This is a genomic window from Clostridium sp. chh4-2, assembly GCF_002899675.1.
Classification (GTDB): Bacteria; Bacillota; Clostridia; order Lachnospirales; family Lachnospiraceae; genus CHH4-2.
On the sequence record NZ_PKUU01000014.1, the window covers coordinates 1 to 14,944 of the forward strand.

General features: G+C 45.2%; 17 protein-coding genes and 2 pseudogenes. 13 read left to right on the forward strand and 6 right to left on the reverse strand.

The annotated features are described in order from the left end of the window. Nucleotides 1–247 precede the first annotated feature (247 nt). The 10 genes from C0033_RS15180 to C0033_RS15225 all read left to right on the forward strand — a co-directional run bounded on the left by C0033_RS15180 (nucleotide 248) and on the right by C0033_RS15225 (nucleotide 9,020). On the forward strand, nucleotides 248–628 hold the full coding sequence (locus C0033_RS15180; protein WP_103228737.1) for a metalloregulator ArsR/SmtB family transcription factor: 381 nt from the start codon (nucleotides 248–250) through the stop codon (nucleotides 626–628). Nucleotides 629–673: 45 nt separating this feature from the next. Next, nucleotides 674–898: a cation transporter gene (locus C0033_RS15185; protein ID WP_103228738.1), complete on the forward strand. Its 225-nt coding sequence runs from the start codon at nucleotides 674–676 to the stop codon at nucleotides 896–898. Nucleotides 899–965: 67 nt separating this feature from the next. Continuing rightward, nucleotides 966–2,834, forward strand: a complete 1,869-nt coding sequence (locus tag C0033_RS15190; RefSeq protein ID WP_103228739.1) for a heavy metal translocating P-type ATPase — start codon at nucleotides 966–968, stop codon at nucleotides 2,832–2,834. Nucleotides 2,835–3,065: 231 nt separating this feature from the next. Then, nucleotides 3,066–4,403 carry a type I glutamate--ammonia ligase gene (glnA, locus tag C0033_RS15195; RefSeq protein ID WP_103228740.1) on the forward strand — a complete coding sequence of 446 codons (1,338 nt, stop codon included), beginning with the start codon at nucleotides 3,066–3,068 and terminating at the stop codon, nucleotides 4,401–4,403. Between the two features lie 41 nt (nucleotides 4,404–4,444). Then, nucleotides 4,445–4,993 carry an ANTAR domain-containing protein gene (locus tag C0033_RS15200; protein ID WP_103228741.1) on the forward strand — a complete coding sequence of 183 codons (549 nt, stop codon included), beginning with the start codon at nucleotides 4,445–4,447 and terminating at the stop codon, nucleotides 4,991–4,993. 25 nt (nucleotides 4,994–5,018) lie between these two features. Further along, nucleotides 5,019–5,825, forward strand: a complete 807-nt coding sequence (dapF, locus tag C0033_RS15205) for a diaminopimelate epimerase (protein ID WP_103228742.1) — start codon at nucleotides 5,019–5,021, stop codon at nucleotides 5,823–5,825. 227 nt (nucleotides 5,826–6,052) lie between these two features. Continuing rightward, on the forward strand, nucleotides 6,053–6,490 hold the full coding sequence (locus tag C0033_RS15210) for an Lrp/AsnC family transcriptional regulator (protein ID WP_103228743.1): 438 nt from the start codon (nucleotides 6,053–6,055) through the stop codon (nucleotides 6,488–6,490). A gap of 70 nt (nucleotides 6,491–6,560) precedes the next feature. Further along, nucleotides 6,561–7,331 carry an N-acetylmuramoyl-L-alanine amidase gene (locus tag C0033_RS15215; protein ID WP_103228744.1) on the forward strand — a complete coding sequence of 257 codons (771 nt, stop codon included), beginning with the start codon at nucleotides 6,561–6,563 and terminating at the stop codon, nucleotides 7,329–7,331. A gap of 105 nt (nucleotides 7,332–7,436) precedes the next feature. Then, the gene (locus tag C0033_RS15220) at nucleotides 7,437–8,069 is read left to right on the forward strand and encodes a cytidylate kinase-like family protein (protein ID WP_103228745.1); all 633 of its coding nucleotides are present in this window, start codon (nucleotides 7,437–7,439) and stop codon (nucleotides 8,067–8,069) included. A 93-nt stretch (nucleotides 8,070–8,162) separates the two neighbouring features. Then, nucleotides 8,163–9,020 carry a DUF368 domain-containing protein gene (locus tag C0033_RS15225; RefSeq protein ID WP_103228746.1) on the forward strand — a complete coding sequence of 286 codons (858 nt, stop codon included), beginning with the start codon at nucleotides 8,163–8,165 and terminating at the stop codon, nucleotides 9,018–9,020. Between the two features lie 100 nt (nucleotides 9,021–9,120). Here C0033_RS15225 and C0033_RS15230 read toward each other — a convergent pair. Together C0033_RS15230 and C0033_RS15235 are read right to left on the reverse strand one after the other, a co-directional pair. Continuing rightward, nucleotides 9,121–9,510: pseudogene (locus tag C0033_RS15230) on the reverse strand (peptidoglycan-binding protein); the annotation flags it as partial. A 60-nt stretch (nucleotides 9,511–9,570) separates the two neighbouring features. After that, nucleotides 9,571–11,103 carry a recombinase family protein gene (locus C0033_RS15235; protein WP_103228747.1) on the reverse strand — a complete coding sequence of 511 codons (1,533 nt, stop codon included), beginning with the start codon at nucleotides 11,101–11,103 and terminating at the stop codon, nucleotides 9,571–9,573. A gap of 107 nt (nucleotides 11,104–11,210) precedes the next feature. Between C0033_RS15235 and C0033_RS27095 the strand changes: the two genes are divergently transcribed. Beyond that, nucleotides 11,211–11,387, forward strand: coding sequence for a hypothetical protein (locus C0033_RS27095; RefSeq protein WP_180994757.1), 177 nt, complete (start codon nucleotides 11,211–11,213; stop codon nucleotides 11,385–11,387). A gap of 75 nt (nucleotides 11,388–11,462) precedes the next feature. On the opposite strand, the gene C0033_RS15240 is transcribed toward C0033_RS27095, so the two are convergent. Then, nucleotides 11,463–11,990 (reverse strand): TetR/AcrR family transcriptional regulator, encoded by a 528-nt coding sequence (locus C0033_RS15240; protein WP_103228748.1) that lies wholly within the window; start codon nucleotides 11,988–11,990, stop codon nucleotides 11,463–11,465. A 126-nt stretch (nucleotides 11,991–12,116) separates the two neighbouring features. On the opposite strand from C0033_RS15240, the gene C0033_RS15245 reads away from it, so the two are divergent. Beyond that, on the forward strand, nucleotides 12,117–12,488 hold the full coding sequence (locus C0033_RS15245; protein WP_103228749.1) for a hypothetical protein: 372 nt from the start codon (nucleotides 12,117–12,119) through the stop codon (nucleotides 12,486–12,488). Nucleotides 12,489–12,536: 48 nt separating this feature from the next. After that, nucleotides 12,537–12,734, forward strand: a complete 198-nt coding sequence (locus C0033_RS15250) for a hypothetical protein (RefSeq protein WP_103228750.1) — start codon at nucleotides 12,537–12,539, stop codon at nucleotides 12,732–12,734. 76 nt (nucleotides 12,735–12,810) lie between these two features. Here C0033_RS15250 and C0033_RS15255 read toward each other — a convergent pair whose 3' ends face one another. From C0033_RS15255 to C0033_RS15265, 3 genes and pseudogenes are all read right to left on the reverse strand, one after another. Further along, the gene (locus C0033_RS15255; protein ID WP_103228751.1) at nucleotides 12,811–13,161 is read right to left on the reverse strand and encodes a HEAT repeat domain-containing protein; all 351 of its coding nucleotides are present in this window, start codon (nucleotides 13,159–13,161) and stop codon (nucleotides 12,811–12,813) included. Between the two features lie 286 nt (nucleotides 13,162–13,447). Further along, nucleotides 13,448–13,822: a desulfoferrodoxin family protein gene (locus C0033_RS15260; protein ID WP_103228752.1), complete on the reverse strand. Its 375-nt coding sequence runs from the start codon at nucleotides 13,820–13,822 to the stop codon at nucleotides 13,448–13,450. Nucleotides 13,823–13,985: 163 nt separating this feature from the next. Then, a pseudogene (locus C0033_RS15265) lies at nucleotides 13,986–14,885 on the reverse strand (carboxypeptidase-like regulatory domain-containing protein); the annotation flags it as partial. Nucleotides 14,886–14,944: the final 59 nt, after the last annotated feature.

The window sequence follows — 14,944 nt, forward strand, 5'->3', positions numbered from 1 at the left end:
GGGCAGTCGGCAGGAATGAAAAAACATAGGGTCTGCAATTGATCACCTATGTTTTTTCATTCCTGCCGACTGCCCGGGTGCTCCCTTCTTTCCGGCTCCTCCTCCTGATTCCGTGTGTCCCTCCGCTATTAAAGTTAAAAAAATTACAAATCCTGTTGACAAAACAGAAAAAAGTGATAATATAAACATATGAACAGTTATTCATATGATGAATGAAAGAATATAGATGAAGAAGAGGAGGAGTTAGATGACTGAGGATAAGAGAGAAGAACTGGAACTGGAAGCCGATTCCTGTGAATTTATGCATGTGCATGAGGATATTGTGGACCGGGTGGTGAAGGTGATGCCGGACGAAGGCCAGCTGATGAATCTGGCGGAATTTTTTAAGATATTCGGTGATTCGACCAGAATTAAGATCTTATATGTGCTGAGCCAGTCGGAGATGTGCGTATGTGATATCGCAACATTGCTGCAGATGGGGCAGTCAGCGATCTCCCACCAGCTGAGGGTGTTAAAGCAGATGCGCCTTGTGAAGTTCAGAAGAGATGGCAAAACCGTGTTTTATAGTTTGGCAGACGGCCATATCCAGACAATTTTAGCTCAAGGTATGGAACATATCAGCGAATAAAATATTACAATGACAAGCCGCAGGAAGCGGGGAAAGAGGTCTTATATGAAAAAAATAATTAAGTTAGAAGGATTATGCTGTGCAAACTGTGCGGCCAAAATTGAAGAAGGCGTTAAAAAATTAAACGGAGTGAAGTCAGCCAGTTTAAGTTTTATGACTCAGCGCCTTGTTATCGAAGCGGAAGACGGAGAAGAGGACCGCATCGTGGAAGCGGCCAGAGTACTGGCAGATAAGATTGAACCGGAAGCAGAATTTAAGGTAATCCGCTGATGGAAGGGTTTGTTTTGAGTATTCGTGAGCAGACTAATAACAATATGACAACAGGACTGGTGATAGTATGACAAAAAAACAAAAAAAGATGGTAATACGTCTGCTGGTGAGCGCTGTATTTCTGGCTGTAGGATTTATGATGGAGGGAAAAACGTCTCTGGCATGGATTCCATTTATTCTTTCTTACCTGGCCGCAGGATATGATATTCCTCTGAAAGCAGCGCATAATATTAAGAGCGGACAGATATTTGATGAAAACTTTTTAATGACCATCGCCACATTTGGAGCGATTGCCGTAGGCGCTATGGAAGAAGCCGTTGCGGTAATGCTTTTCTATCAGGTAGGAGAATTATTCAGCGATTATGCTGTGAATAAGTCCAGAAAGTCCATTACGGAACTGATGGATATTAACCCGGAATATGCCAATCTGTTAAGAGACGGACAGGAAGAACAGGTGGACCCATACGAAGTGGAGATCGGTGATACCATCGTGATAAAGCCGGGAGAAAAAGTCCCTCTGGACGGAATTGTGACAAAGGGAAACTCAAGCCTGGATACTAAGGCTCTGACCGGTGAATCCATGCCGGTTGAAGTGGGAGAAGGGGCTGATATTGTCAGCGGCTCCATCAATTTGAACGGCGTACTGGAAGTGAAGGTGACGAAACTGTTCGATGATTCCACAGTTGCCAAGATTTTGGAGCTTGTGGAAAATGCCAGTTCCAGAAAGGCGAAAGCGGAAGCATTTATCACCAGATTTGCAAGAGTTTATACTCCGATCGTGGTGATTCTGGCACTGGTGCTGGCGATTGTTCCTCCGCTTCTGCTGGGGGAAGAGTGGTCGGTCTGGATTTACCGGGCCTGCAGTTTCCTGGTCGTTTCCTGTCCATGCGCGCTGGTGATTTCCGTACCTCTAAGCTTCTTCGGAGGTTTGGGCGCCGCTTCAAAAAATGGTATTTTGATGAAAGGCAGCAACTATCTGGAGGCAGTATCCACGCTGGATACGGTAGTATTTGATAAGACAGGAACCCTGACTACGGGAAAATTCGAAGTGACTGGCGTGGAGCCGGTGCTTCTTTCAAAAGATGAGCTTTTGAAGATCGCGGCTATGGGAGAATTTTATTCCAATCATCCCATTGCTCTGTCGGTAAAAGAGGCCTATGGCAAAACCATTAATGGAGATGAAGTAGAAACCATAGAGGAGATTCCGGGACAGGGAGTTCATGCAACGTTAAAGATCAATGGGGAAAATGCCGAGATCTATATTGGAAATCAGAAGATGATGAAGGAACAGGGAGTGAATGCTTCTGCCCATCAGAGCCTGATTGGAACCACCTTGTATCTGACAAGGGGAAATGAATATCTGGGTGCAATTATCATTTCTGATAAGATTCGTGAGGATGTGCCGGATGCCCTTGCAGGTCTTCGCAGACATGGGGTGAAGAACCTGGTTATGCTTACCGGCGACAAGGAAGAAGTAGGAAAAGCGGTCGCAGATAAACTTGGTATCAATAAAGTGTTCGGAAGCCTGCTTCCGGGCGATAAGGTGAACAAAGTAGAAGAACTTTTAAATGGTGAGCACGGCGACAGGACACTGGCTTTTGTCGGTGACGGAATCAATGACGCGCCCGTACTCGCAAGGGCGGATGTGGGAATCGCGATGGGCGGAATCGGATCAGACGCGGCTGTGGAGGCTGCGGACGTTGTAATCATGAACGATGAGCCGTCTAAGATCGTGGATGCCATACAGATCGCCAGAAAGACCATGGGAATTGTAAAACAGAATATCATATTCGCGATTGGCGTTAAGATCCTGGTTTTGATTTTAGTCGCTTTGGGATATGCTTCGATGTGGGCCGCTGTATTTGGCGATGTGGGAGTTTCCGTATTGGCGATACTGAACGCAATCCGCGCTTTGAATTATAAAAGACAGTTATAAATTTAAACGAAAATATTGACAAATGAAAAGTCAACTGTTATATTTTACACATGGAACAAGGGTGTTACATTTAAGGTCATTGGTGTTTCAATGACCTTATTGAACATCCTTTTTGTTTTAGGTGATTCTTTGTAAAAACCCTGTGAATATGGCCGGATCAAGAGACCATATTTTTGTAAAACAGGTTTCTGCTGATTAAAATGCTGCTTGTGCGGCGGGATGGAGGAAAGAATGAGCAAATACAGTAAAGAGGATATCATCCGCATGGTGGAAGACGAAGATGTGGAGTTTATCCGTCTTCAGTTTACGGATATTTTCGGCATGCTGAAAAATGTGGCGATTACAGTCAGCCAGCTGAGAAAGGCATTGGATAATAAATGCATGTTTGACGGGTCGTCGATTGAGGGATTTGTGAGGATTGAAGAATCCGATATGTATTTACATCCGGATCTGGATACATTTGAGATATTTCCTTGGAGGCCCCAGCAGGGGAAGGTGGCTCGGTTTATCTGCGACGTTTACCGTCCCAATCAAACCCCGTTTGAGGGAGATCCCCGCTATGTGCTGAAAAAGGTGATAAAAGAAGCTAAGGATATGGGCTTTACATTTAATGTGGGACCGGAATGCGAATTCTTTTTATTCCATACCGACGAAGAGGGACGGCCGACGACAAAAACACATGAGATGGCCGGTTATTTTGACGTGGGTCCCATTGATCTGGCGGAAAATGTGCGAAGGGATATTGTTCTTAATCTGGAAGATATGGGATTTGAGATTGAAGCGTCCCATCATGAGATCGCTCCGGCCCAGCACGAGATTGATTTCCAATATGCGGAATGCCTGGTGACCGCCGACAACATTATGACGTTTAAAATGGCCGTAAAAACCATAGCAAAGCGCCATGGCCTTCACGCCACTTTCATGCCGAAACCAAAAGCAGGTGTAAATGGCTCCGGAATGCATGTGAATATGTCTTTAGCCGACGAATTTGGCAATAATATATTTGAAGATAAAAATGATCCGCTGGGACTGAGCAAAACCGCATATCAGTTCCTGGCCGGAGTGCTGTACCATATGAAGGGAATGGCGATTCTAACAAATCCGCTTGTGAATTCCTATAAGAGACTGATGCCGGGATACGATGCTCCGGTGTATATCGCATGGTCCGCCAACTCCAACAGAAGCCCGCTGATCCGCATCCCATGTTCCAGAGGAAGGAGTACCAGGCTGGAGCTGAGAAGCCCTGACTCTGCGGTGAATCCTTATCTTGCTCTGGCGGCATGCCTGGCGGCCGGACTGGACGGAATCAAGAAAGAGATGACTCCGCCGGCAAGCGTCAATGAGAATATCTATGACATGACGGAGGAAGAGCGCAGAGAGAGAGGAATTGACCAGCTTCCGGAAACATTAGGGGAAGCCATTGAAGCGTTCCGTGAAGATACATTTTTCCAGGAAGTATTGGGAAAACATATTTATACCAAATATTTAGAAGCAAAAGAAGAGGAATGGCGTATTTTCCGCAGCCAGGTAACCGATTGGGAAATAGGGGAATACTTATATAAATTTTAAGTGCCTGTTTCTTTTAATTTCGATTACTTGGAGGTGAGAATGTGACCAATGTAATAGTAGCATTTTCAAAACCAGAAGATGCGAAAAGTATAAAGAATATACTGATGAGAAGCGGGTTTCAAGTAATCGCTGTTTGTACGTCCGGTGCGCAGGCACTTAATAATGCAGATAGCCTGAATGATGGGATTGTGGTAAGCGGGTATCGGTTTGAAGATATGCAGTATCAGGAGTTAAAGGACTGCCTTCCTAAGGGATTTGAGATGTTGTTGGTTGCATCACCGAGCAGATGGGCCGGCCATGAGCCGGAGGGGGTCGTCTGCCTGCCGATGCCGCTGAAGGTGCATGATCTGGTGAGCACACTTGAGATGATGATCCAGGCCCAGACCAGACGAAAGAAAAAGCAGAGGCAGCAGCCGAAGGAACGTAGTGAAGAGGAGGCCGGCCTGATTGAACAGGCCAAGGCTCTTTTGATGGAACGAAATAACATGACAGAGATGGAAGCGCACAGATACATACAAAAGTGCAGCATGGACAGCGGAACCAATATGGTGGAAACTGCCCAGATGGTGATGAGTTTAATTAATCTCTAGTATTAGCATAGAAATGAGGACCAATATGAAATTTACAAAGATGCAGGGGATCGGCAATGATTATGTCTACGTCAACTGTTTTGAAGAAGAGGTAAAAGACCCGGAGAAAACAGCCGTCATGGTCAGTGACCGCCATTTTGGAATTGGTTCGGACGGCCTGATCCTGATCTGTCCCTCCGACTTGGCGGACTGCCGGATGCGCATGTTTAATGAGGACGGTTCCGAAGGCGCGATGTGCGGCAACGGAATCCGGTGCGTGGGAAAGTATGCATATGAGCACGGGATTGTCAGAAAAAAGGAGATGCTGGTGGAAACTAAGGGCGGAATCAAACGCCTGGAACTGACTTTAGACGGCGACACCGTAACCGGCGTGAAAGTTGATTTAGGCGTGCCGGAACTCACCTCCGAACTGCCCGAAAAGATTGTTGTGGACGGAAAAGAACAGGAATTTATAGGTATTTCCGTGGGAAATCCTCATGCCGTCTATTTTACTGAGGATACGGATGCCCTGGATCTTGAACGGATCGGCTCGTCCTATGAAAATCATCCCCGTTTTCCGGACCGGGTGAATTCCGAATTTATCCAGCTGATCGACCGGAGCCATATTAAGATGAGGGTATGGGAGCGGGGCAGCGGAGAGACGTGGGCCTGCGGTACGGGGGCGACAGCCAGTGCGGTGGCCTGCATTCTGATGGGGTACACGGACAATGCGGTGGAAGTCGCCTTAAAAGGAGGCAGTTTGATGATCGAATGGGACCGCGAGTCAAATCATGTATACATGACGGGACCTGCAGTGGAAGTGTTTCATGGTGAAATAAACATCAATCCTTAAAAATATAAATATCAATCTTTAAAAAATAAGGTTGACAACTGGAAAAGAAACAGTTATATTAGCTTTTAGAAAAAATATTGAAGCGAAACGAGCAAAAGCGTTCGGACCCTGATGGGTTTGTACGCTTTTTTTATATCATAGGAAAACGCTCCTATGATATAAAAAGCCCTTCGGGCGGGATTCTTTCTCGTTTTACATATGCGGCAGATCAGGAGGATTAGAGCAGTATGGATGATATTGATAGAAAGATACTTAAAATTTTACAGGGTAATGCAAGAACTTCGTTAAAGACAATTGCAGAGAAGACATTTTTGTCCTCACCGGCAGTTTCCGCCAGAATCGAAAAGCTGGAAAAGGATGGGATTATCTCAGGATATCATGCCGCGGTAGATCCTATGAAACTGGGCTATCATATCATCGCTTTTATCAATCTTGACGTAGTTCCTGAAGATAAACCTAAATTCTATGCATATGCACAGGAGGTGCCCAATGTGCTGGAATGCAATTGTGTGACCGGCGACTATTCCATGCTTCTGAAGGTGGCGTTTCAAAGCACCATGGAATTGGATATCTTTATCGGTCAGCTTCAAAAGTATGGAAAGACCAGCACACAAATCGTATTTTCCACCCATGTGGGACCGCGGGGAGTGGATGTCAGGGAATAGGAAATGGCAACATTTTCAAGCTTTCACATACAGTAATAGTACATAGAAGTATGTGAAAGGAGCAGTTTAAGTGGCCAGACAGAAATTAGTGGTTTTGGATGCCGGGCATGGCGGAAGAGATCCGGGTGCATCTTATTTCGGCAGACAGGAAAAAAACGATGCATTAAACCTGACGCTGGAGGTTGGAAAAGTGCTGCAGGGTCAAAATGTTAGGGTTTTATATACAAGGGTGGATGACACCTATGATACGCCGTTTGAAAAGGCGGAGATGGCGAACCGTTCCAATGCGGATTACTTTATTTCCATCCATAGGAATGGCATGCCCACCCCGACGACCGGATCAGGAGCAGAAAGCCTGGTATTTGAAAATACGGGAACTGCCAATTTGCTGGCGGAAAATATCAACTCCGCATTAGAGGAAGTGGGGTTTGCGAACCTGGGAATTATCGAGAGGCCGGGGCTGGTGGTGCTCCGCCGGACCAGGATGCCGGCAGTTCTGGTAGAGGTGGGATTTATTGATAATGAGGCGGATAATTTATTTTTCGACCGCAATTTTGAGGCTATAGCGGAGGGGATCGCCAAAGGGATCATGGCTGCCATAGATGCGGAAGAAACTGCACTGCCGGAATATTATCAGATTCAGACAGGCGCTTACAGAGATCAGGAGCTGGCTCAGCAGATGCTTGAAAAGCTTCAGGATGAAGGATTCCCGGCATTTCTTGTGTATGAAGACGATTATTACAAGGTGAGGGTAGGGGCGTTTCTCAGCCTGGATAATGCGGCCCGGATGGAACAGAACCTGCGTAACTACGGATACAATACATTTATGGTCCGCGCCTGACCTCTTTCACCGCCTATAGCGCATAAACAGTTCCCTGCCGGAGGGCTTTATGGTATAATTAAGGAGTAACCGGTTGTTTCTCAAATGGATCAGGAGGGGACAATTATGGAAGATAAAAAATTGATTATTACCATCGGCAGACAGTATGGCAGCGGAGGGCGCGAAGTAGGAAAGAAACTGGCGAAGGAACTGAATGTGAATTTCTATGACAAGAACATTCTGCGCATGGATTCCGACGAAAGCGGGATTAAAGAAAGCTATTTTCATCTGAATGATGAGAGAGCGGGCAACAAACTTTTGTACCGTATTGTCAGCAGTCTGACTCCGGAGAAATCAGAACCTTCTTATGGATCTGATCTGGTATCCTCAGATAATCTGTTCCGGTTCCAGTCCGCAGTCATCAAAAGGCTGGCGGCAGAAGAATCCTGTGTGATCATAGGCCGCTGTGCGGAATATGTGCTGGAGGACATGGAAGGTCTTGTGAGAGTTTTCCTCTATGCAGATTTGGAGCAGAGGATTGCCCGCATCACTGAGAAAGAGCTGTATGCCCCTAAAGATGTGCTGAAGAATATTAAACGGATTGACAAAGAACGGCGGGATTATCACCGTTATTATACAGGAAGAAGCTGGGAGGATTTTGATAATTACGATATTATCATCAATACATCCAAGATAGGAATCGACGGCACGGTGGATACGATTAAGAACTATTTGAAGGCCAGAGGTTATAATATCTGAATTCCCGCATAGAATAAGGCATCATAAGATGCCTTATTTTTATGCGCTCAAATCATGATGCTGAAAAATAAGGCTTGATTTGGAGGGAGTGCAATGGAATATGTGAGCGAGGTTTTAAAGGGCATGGTCATAGGCGTGGCCAACATTATGCCCGGAGTGAGCGGCAGCGCCCTGGCGGTTTCCATGGGAGTCTACGATCAGATCCTGTCAGCCATATCACAGGTATTAAAGGATACGAAAAGGAGTATAAAAACACTGCTGCCCTATGTGATTGGAGCGGTGTCCGGGGTGCTGGGGCTGTCCTTTGTGATTGAGTGGCTGTTTGAAGTCTGGCCGCTTCAGACGAATCTGACATTCATCGGTTTAATTCTCGGAGGCATTCCGGCTGTTTCAAGGAGAGCGGTCAGAAAAGACGGGAAAAAATCATCTTATCTCATTTTATTCGCAGCTTTTGCTCTGGCAGTTTTGATGGGCTGCATGGAGCGGACAGAGGGGATAGACGTGATTCTGACGTTGAACGTAAAGCAGGTGGTTATACTGTATGCGCTGGGAATTGTGGGCGCGTTCAGCATGATTGTGCCTGGGGTGAGCGGAACCATGATCTTTATGATGCTGGGCTATTACCGGCCGCTGCTTGCTCTGATCAATGGATTCGTCCGGGCCGCCGCTGTGGGAGATCTGGCAGGCGCCTGGATCTGCAGCAAAAGCCTGATTCCTTTGGGACTTGGGATTATGACCGGCATGTTTTTATGCGCAAAGGTTCTGTTGTGGCTGTTTGAACGGTATGAGAGTGTTACATACAGCGCGATTCTGGGCCTTGTGCTGTCTTCCCCTATGGTAATCCTGTCCGCAATTCCATGGTCAAAATTTGGCCTGCTGGATTTCGTCACAGGAATGGTATTTTTTGCGGCAGCTTTATTCGCTACCTTGAGGTTTGGGGATGAAAATTAGTCCGGACTTGATAGGACTGCAGAAGAGGAAAGAGGAAAAGGGAGAAGTCGGGCACAGATGTGTCCGGCATCTCCCTTTTTGGTGTATTCTAGTTCATGATCTAATTTAATTCTGCGATTCTGGTAATTCCCACATAAATATGGGAGATTTTATACCAGGTAGCAAAGTCGATGACTCCGGTGACAGGAAGCCCGAAGATGGACTGGAACTCTCTGACTGCGGCTGCTGTCGCCGGGCCGTAGATTCCGTCCGGGTTTATATGTGGTATTGCGCTGTATACGGTGGCGATGGCGTCTAACTGTTCCTGGACCTGCTGAACCTTGGGGCCGGAAGCGCCGATGGTCAGATCATAACCGGGCCATGATGCGGGAATGCCGGAGATCTGTTCCGCTGTATTGATATAGATGCTGTCGCCGTAAAAATGCCGGAGAATCTCGATTGGGCTGTAGCCCCGCTCGCCGAGGGAGCAGGAGCCCCACTGGGTCATCCAAATGGGGAATGCGTATACGTATGGGCATTTTACTGCCGGCTGAATGACCTTCTGAGCAAATTATCTGTAAAGGTGATAATAGATATCAATATGCATTTTGTCCCGGTCCACAATGATTTTATCGACGATGCTTTTCAGGGCGCGGTTTTTCTGCTGCATGGAGAAGCGGTCTGATTGGAGGATATCGATTATGTTATGAATCTGTTCCGGATTTTGAGGAGGAGCTGTTTCGCAGTGGAGCTGGACCTGGGCGTTTTGAAGCTGGGAGATGGAGCGGAGAAGCTGTTCCCGTTCCGACTGAAGAGTCCGCTTGTTTTGCCGGTATTCTTCTTTTGTATCGATTCCGTCCATATAGGCATCCCGCGCCCGCTTTTCTTTCAGCGGCAGCCTGGCAAGCGCCTGGTTCAGCAGATCCAGCTGAAGGTTTTCTGACTTTTCCTTAGAGCGCGTTAATTCGTATGTAACCGTACTGTTTTCTAAAATCTCGTTTAAAGATTTTAATACGGCGGGGGCGACGGAGGATTCTGAAACGTAACTGTTATGAGAGCATTTTCCCTTTAAATATCCATAGCACTGAAAGGTGTAACAGTCACATGTTTTTCTGTGCCGGATACAGGCCGACAGCGAACGGCCGCAGCAGGAACATTTCAGCAGGCCGCTGAGCCAGTGTTTGCCGGCTTCTGCCGGCTGGGAATTTTTCCGGCGCGTATCATGAGTATAGCGGAGCATTGCTTTATTATATAATTCTTCTGAAATGATGGGAGGATGGATGCCTTTGCTGACAATCCATTGGGACGGATCTTTTATGGAATGTGTTTCCCCGCAGGTCCGGTTCCACCGAATGATGCCGGCATAAACGGGATTTTGAAGAATGTATTCGACGGAGCGCTTTTCAAAAGGATTTCCCTGGCCGGTTTTCATCCCCTGGCTGTTTAAAAATCTGGTGATGGCGTAAATGCTTTTTTTCTCATTTACATACTGATTGAAAATCAATCGGATTACCGCAGCTTCCTCCGGAACGATTTCCGGACCGGCATTGTGATAGGGAATGCGGTAACCGAGAGGAGGCCGGCTTTGACTCCCCCCATTCAGTGCTTTTTTCTTCATGCCGCGAAAAACGTCCTGGGCCAGATTATAAGAATAGAATTCATCCTGCCATTCAATGATCATTTCGATCAGTCTGCCGTACATGCCGTCCAGAACCGGCTCGGATATGCTGATCACGTCGATATCCAGCTTTTTTCTTAACATCCCTTTATAAAAGGTGCTTTCGTCCTGATTGCGGGCAAAACGGCTGAATTTCCACACCAGAATACAATCAAATGGTTTCGGCACTGTTTTTGCAGTTGCGATCATGCGCTGAAATTCCGGCCGGTTATCCGCCTTTTTTCCGCTGCGCCCTTCTGATTCCATAAAAATGTATTCGTCGGGAAGGCGGATACCGTGAGTTTCGGCATATTTTAAGATTTCGTCCAGCTGCGATTCCGGGCTCAAATCCATCTGGCCGTCCGTACTGACCCGGATGTAGGCGGCGCCGGTTAAGACGCCGTTCGATTGAACGCATGTGGGTATAGGGTCTCTTTGATTTATCATTTAATCATCTCCTTGTTGAGTGTATGTGAAAAGAGATTCAAAAAATACATATAGTCAACAAGTACAAACAGGTGAACATACAATTTATCAGAGAGGGGGCGGTTAAAGTGAAAGAAATGACATATACCAGCATTCTTATGATAAATGACCAGGAAATCTGTTTCGGCGATCTGACAGATGAAGAAAAAGCGGAGGCCGCAGGCCGGATCGCAAAAGTGCCGTTGGAGGAACTGGGAAGCGTGCAGGCGGTGAAAAATAACGGATTCCGGAATGCTGCTTATTAACAGCACAAAAATAAGCACTGCGATTTGTAAAATTACAGTGCTTACCCGCCCTACGGGATACAATAAATTGATGGGCTACTTAACCCGCCCCCGGTATTCGCTTTTTATAATCTCAAACATATCTTCGGGACTTTCCTGGCAGCCGTTTTGCAGCCATAACTTTATGACTTCCGTAATGCCGCTTTTGAAGAATTTCATGTGGTATTCAATAAACTTATTCTGAAAATGTTCCCTTGCGAGAGCAGTATCATAAGTGAAGATTTTATAATTGTTGTCATATCCAAGCTTGAAGTATGTTTGGTAGAAAATCTGGTTTTCTTTGATGTGGTAAAATAATTTCAGATAATTGTTACTATTAAATCCCTGTGTAATTTCATTCTGGTACAGGTCAGACAGATTGTTTTCCAATTTATCCCGTATAGAATCGGCCAATCCATAAATATCGGTGTAATTTGCATAGAATGTGGTGCGGTTTAATCCGGCCCGTTTGCAAATATCTGATACGCTGATTTCATTCAGCTCTCTTGTTTGGAGAAGATCGATAAAGACCTTCTCAATTCGCTCTATGGACTCTTTTTTTCGTTTGTTGTTTGGTGTATTCATAAAACTCCTTTATCTCAACACTTACAGACAAATTGATGATTGTTTTTAAGACCTCTAAAGCATTATACTATATTCAGATTAAAACAACAACAGTTGATTTAATCAAAAAAATAGGAGGTGCTTTACATGAAAAAAAGTAGTTTTATCGCAATGGTGCTGGGAACCGTCAGCATTGTTATGTTTGCAATCGGTATGTGCATGGCGCTCATCCCGGAGTGGGATGCATTTAAACCAGGCATTATTTTCGGCTGCATTGGTCTGATTCTCGGGCTTATAACTTTGTTAATATGGAGAAAGATGGAACAAAAAGAACCGATTCATTTTTCGGCCAAAGCAGTTTTTACGGTTCTCATCGGAGCAGCAGGCGCCTTAGCGCTGGGTGTTGGAATGTGCTACAGCATGGTATGGGATAAAATGGTTATGGGTATTGTGATTGGTCTTGTTGGAATTGTCATTTTGCTTTGTTTAATTCCAATGATTAAGGGCGTAAAAGAGTGAAGACGAGACAACCGTGATAAGTAAATTGTCAAGAAAGGGTTACGGGTTATGGAAAGATCGAAGCTAATAAAAGCAAACGATAAAATTGCAGAGAAAGTTGTCGGCACTTTTGGGAAAATTGAAGACACCGTTATTAACGGTTATATCAAAATCGAGGATATTTTTGTAGGCCGTTATCTTACAAGAAACGGTGAAACGGTGGAAGAAGCCAAAAAGAGACTGAATCAAGACCGGTATAAACGGTAATGAATAGCCGTATAAGACAAGAGGCGGGAGAGAAACGTTTGTTTCTTTCCCGCCTCTTGGCGTATCTTGTATGAAATCATTGTTTGCCGCGCAGAGCGTTGAGCGCAGCCTGAATTTCATTTCTTAATTCAGTCTGATCAGGGGAAACACTTGAAATCATATGCTGGATCTGTGTGACACAGTGATCATTACCAACTTTTGCAAGCGCTTGTAACGTGGCGATCTTCACAGCTTCTTCCGGCGCATCCAACAGGGCTGTCAGAATATTGACAGAATCATCGCTGCTTGAAGTAGAACAGGCTTTTGCCAAATTGATACGTGTCTCAGGAGAACCGTTCAGATAATTCTTTTTTATCTTGTCCCATTTTTTGCCCTGTACTAACTTCTCCAAATTTTCTACGGTTGCTTCTTTTGAAAAACCAAACATAAATATTCCTCTTTTCTGAATTTAAACTATTTATATAACAGTATATCATTTTGAGAAATAAATGCAAGAAAATAAAGGGAAATAAAATGATTTAGTATATAAAGATTATATAAAATACTAAAATTTTCATAAAATAATAATGGAAATATGGGAAGAGTAAGATAAAATGTAGACGGGTACGTTTTACATTAATCCTCAAGGCATTTTCAGAAAAGCCTTCACGTTTTAACTTAAAGGGTGAAGGCATTTTCGAAAATGCCTTCACCCTTGATGTAAAAACAAAGAATTACAAATCCGTTTTCCAGAGTCCATGAAGGTTGCAGTAGGCGAAAACAGCAACCGGTTTATCCTCCGCAACGCAAAATACTGCCGTAGGAGCATCCCCTGGGTTCAATGCCTTTCTCTGTCCGCCGTGTTCCGTCTGAAGATAGATCCATTCAATATAGTGTTCCGGTACCATAGGATGATCCACACTTCCGACTTTAACGGAAACCGTATCCCCTTCAACCGTAACCTCGGGCAGATGTTTTTCATGAGCAGCTTCCGTGGTGTTTGCGGTCAGTTCTTCCATGGGTTCCCCGCAGCATATCATCGTTACCCCTGAGTCATTGATCATTCCAACCAGATTGCCGCAATGTCTGCAAATACGAAATTTAGCCATTTAATACCTCCTTAATTTGTTGATACACATTAATTGTAATATGATCAGTGTACTACATACCATATGAGTTAGCAATGAATATTATCATTAGAAACGCTTATATAAGAAGAGAATGGATAAAATAAGCATGCAGGTTTATTTTTTGTATACGCTTTGGCTTTAAGGTCATCCAATTGGGGCAGGTCACCTTTCGACCGTCACAGTATTGGGTGAGAATGGGCTGTTTGACTTCAGGGCGGGATAAGTAGTTATCAAAAATCTCGTCTACGATGACGGAAATACTGTCAAATATGTTTCTTCCATAGATGAACTTATGGTCAAAAGCGGTGGATGAGGTGATTGTAAAGTCGTATCCCTGATTCCGGTACCACTCTGTGTAGACGCGGTTTAATGTGAAACTCATGATTGCCAGCACATTGGCCACGATGGTGGATTCCGGCCAGGTGGCATAGATTTCGCTGGAAGCCACATTTTTGATGTAATCCCGATACGGAACGTAATAATTCGCTGCGGTGGAATCGGTGGGCACGCCGTCATGTACGACTACCGTCTGTGGAACAACCACGCGGCTCAGTACAATTTCTCCGCTTTCGCCTACCGGCTTAATCTCAGCTTCTGCAATTTTAGGCGGATAATTACCGTACAGGGTATGGTCCGGAATTACGATTGGATTTTCCACCGTTTCGGGGTCGGATTCCGGCTCTAAGCGCACCGGCTGAATGGCGGTGACGTCAGGGAGAATTTCGGTGCCGGAGATTTCAGTGGTTTTAAAGCCGGGCGCTGTTATCTGCAGGGTATATTCGGAGTAGGGCTGGTTGATTCCGGGCTGCAGGCTGTAATCGATGGGAGGAGCGCTTAAAGCGACCTGCTCGGTCTGGCCGGAAGAATTGGTGCTTACCTGTTCAACGGTACTCTGTGGATCGCCTTTGTATGCGATTCTTACGGTGGCATTTTCAATAGGAAAGTTGTTTTGTATATTCACCACGTTGATCTGAAGTAATCCCTGGTCCGGATTGTCGGTAGAAGCGGCAGAAAGAATCGGCTTTCTGTTATAGTTTTTCATAAAATGCTCCAGTTTTTGATGATTACTATTAATATATCTGATATAATCAAATATGTGAC

Bases quoted from the DNA above. Each gene is read 5' to 3' on its own strand.
- C0033_RS15180 (WP_103228737.1), top strand. From the start codon at position 248: ATGACTGAGGATAAGAGAGAAGAACTGGAACTGGAAGCCGATTCCTGT.
- C0033_RS15185 (WP_103228738.1), top strand. From the start codon at position 674: ATGAAAAAAATAATTAAGTTAGAAGGATTATGCTGTGCAAACTGTGCG.
- C0033_RS15190 (WP_103228739.1), top strand. From the start codon at position 966: ATGACAAAAAAACAAAAAAAGATGGTAATACGTCTGCTGGTGAGCGCT.
- glnA (WP_103228740.1), top strand. From the start codon at position 3,066: ATGAGCAAATACAGTAAAGAGGATATCATCCGCATGGTGGAAGACGAA.
- dapF (WP_103228742.1), top strand. From the start codon at position 5,019: ATGAAATTTACAAAGATGCAGGGGATCGGCAATGATTATGTCTACGTC.
- C0033_RS15210 (WP_103228743.1), top strand. From the start codon at position 6,053: ATGGATGATATTGATAGAAAGATACTTAAAATTTTACAGGGTAATGCA.
- C0033_RS15220 (WP_103228745.1), top strand. From the start codon at position 7,437: ATGGAAGATAAAAAATTGATTATTACCATCGGCAGACAGTATGGCAGC.
- C0033_RS15225 (WP_103228746.1), top strand. From the start codon at position 8,163: ATGGAATATGTGAGCGAGGTTTTAAAGGGCATGGTCATAGGCGTGGCC.
- C0033_RS15235 (WP_103228747.1), bottom strand. From the start codon at position 11,103: ATGATAAATCAAAGAGACCCTATACCCACATGCGTTCAATCGAACGGC.
- C0033_RS15240 (WP_103228748.1), bottom strand. From the start codon at position 11,990: ATGAATACACCAAACAACAAACGAAAAAAAGAGTCCATAGAGCGAATT.
- C0033_RS15245 (WP_103228749.1), top strand. From the start codon at position 12,117: ATGAAAAAAAGTAGTTTTATCGCAATGGTGCTGGGAACCGTCAGCATT.
- C0033_RS15250 (WP_103228750.1), top strand. From the start codon at position 12,537: ATGGAAAGATCGAAGCTAATAAAAGCAAACGATAAAATTGCAGAGAAA.
- C0033_RS15255 (WP_103228751.1), bottom strand. From the start codon at position 13,161: ATGTTTGGTTTTTCAAAAGAAGCAACCGTAGAAAATTTGGAGAAGTTA.
- C0033_RS15260 (WP_103228752.1), bottom strand. From the start codon at position 13,822: ATGGCTAAATTTCGTATTTGCAGACATTGCGGCAATCTGGTTGGAATG.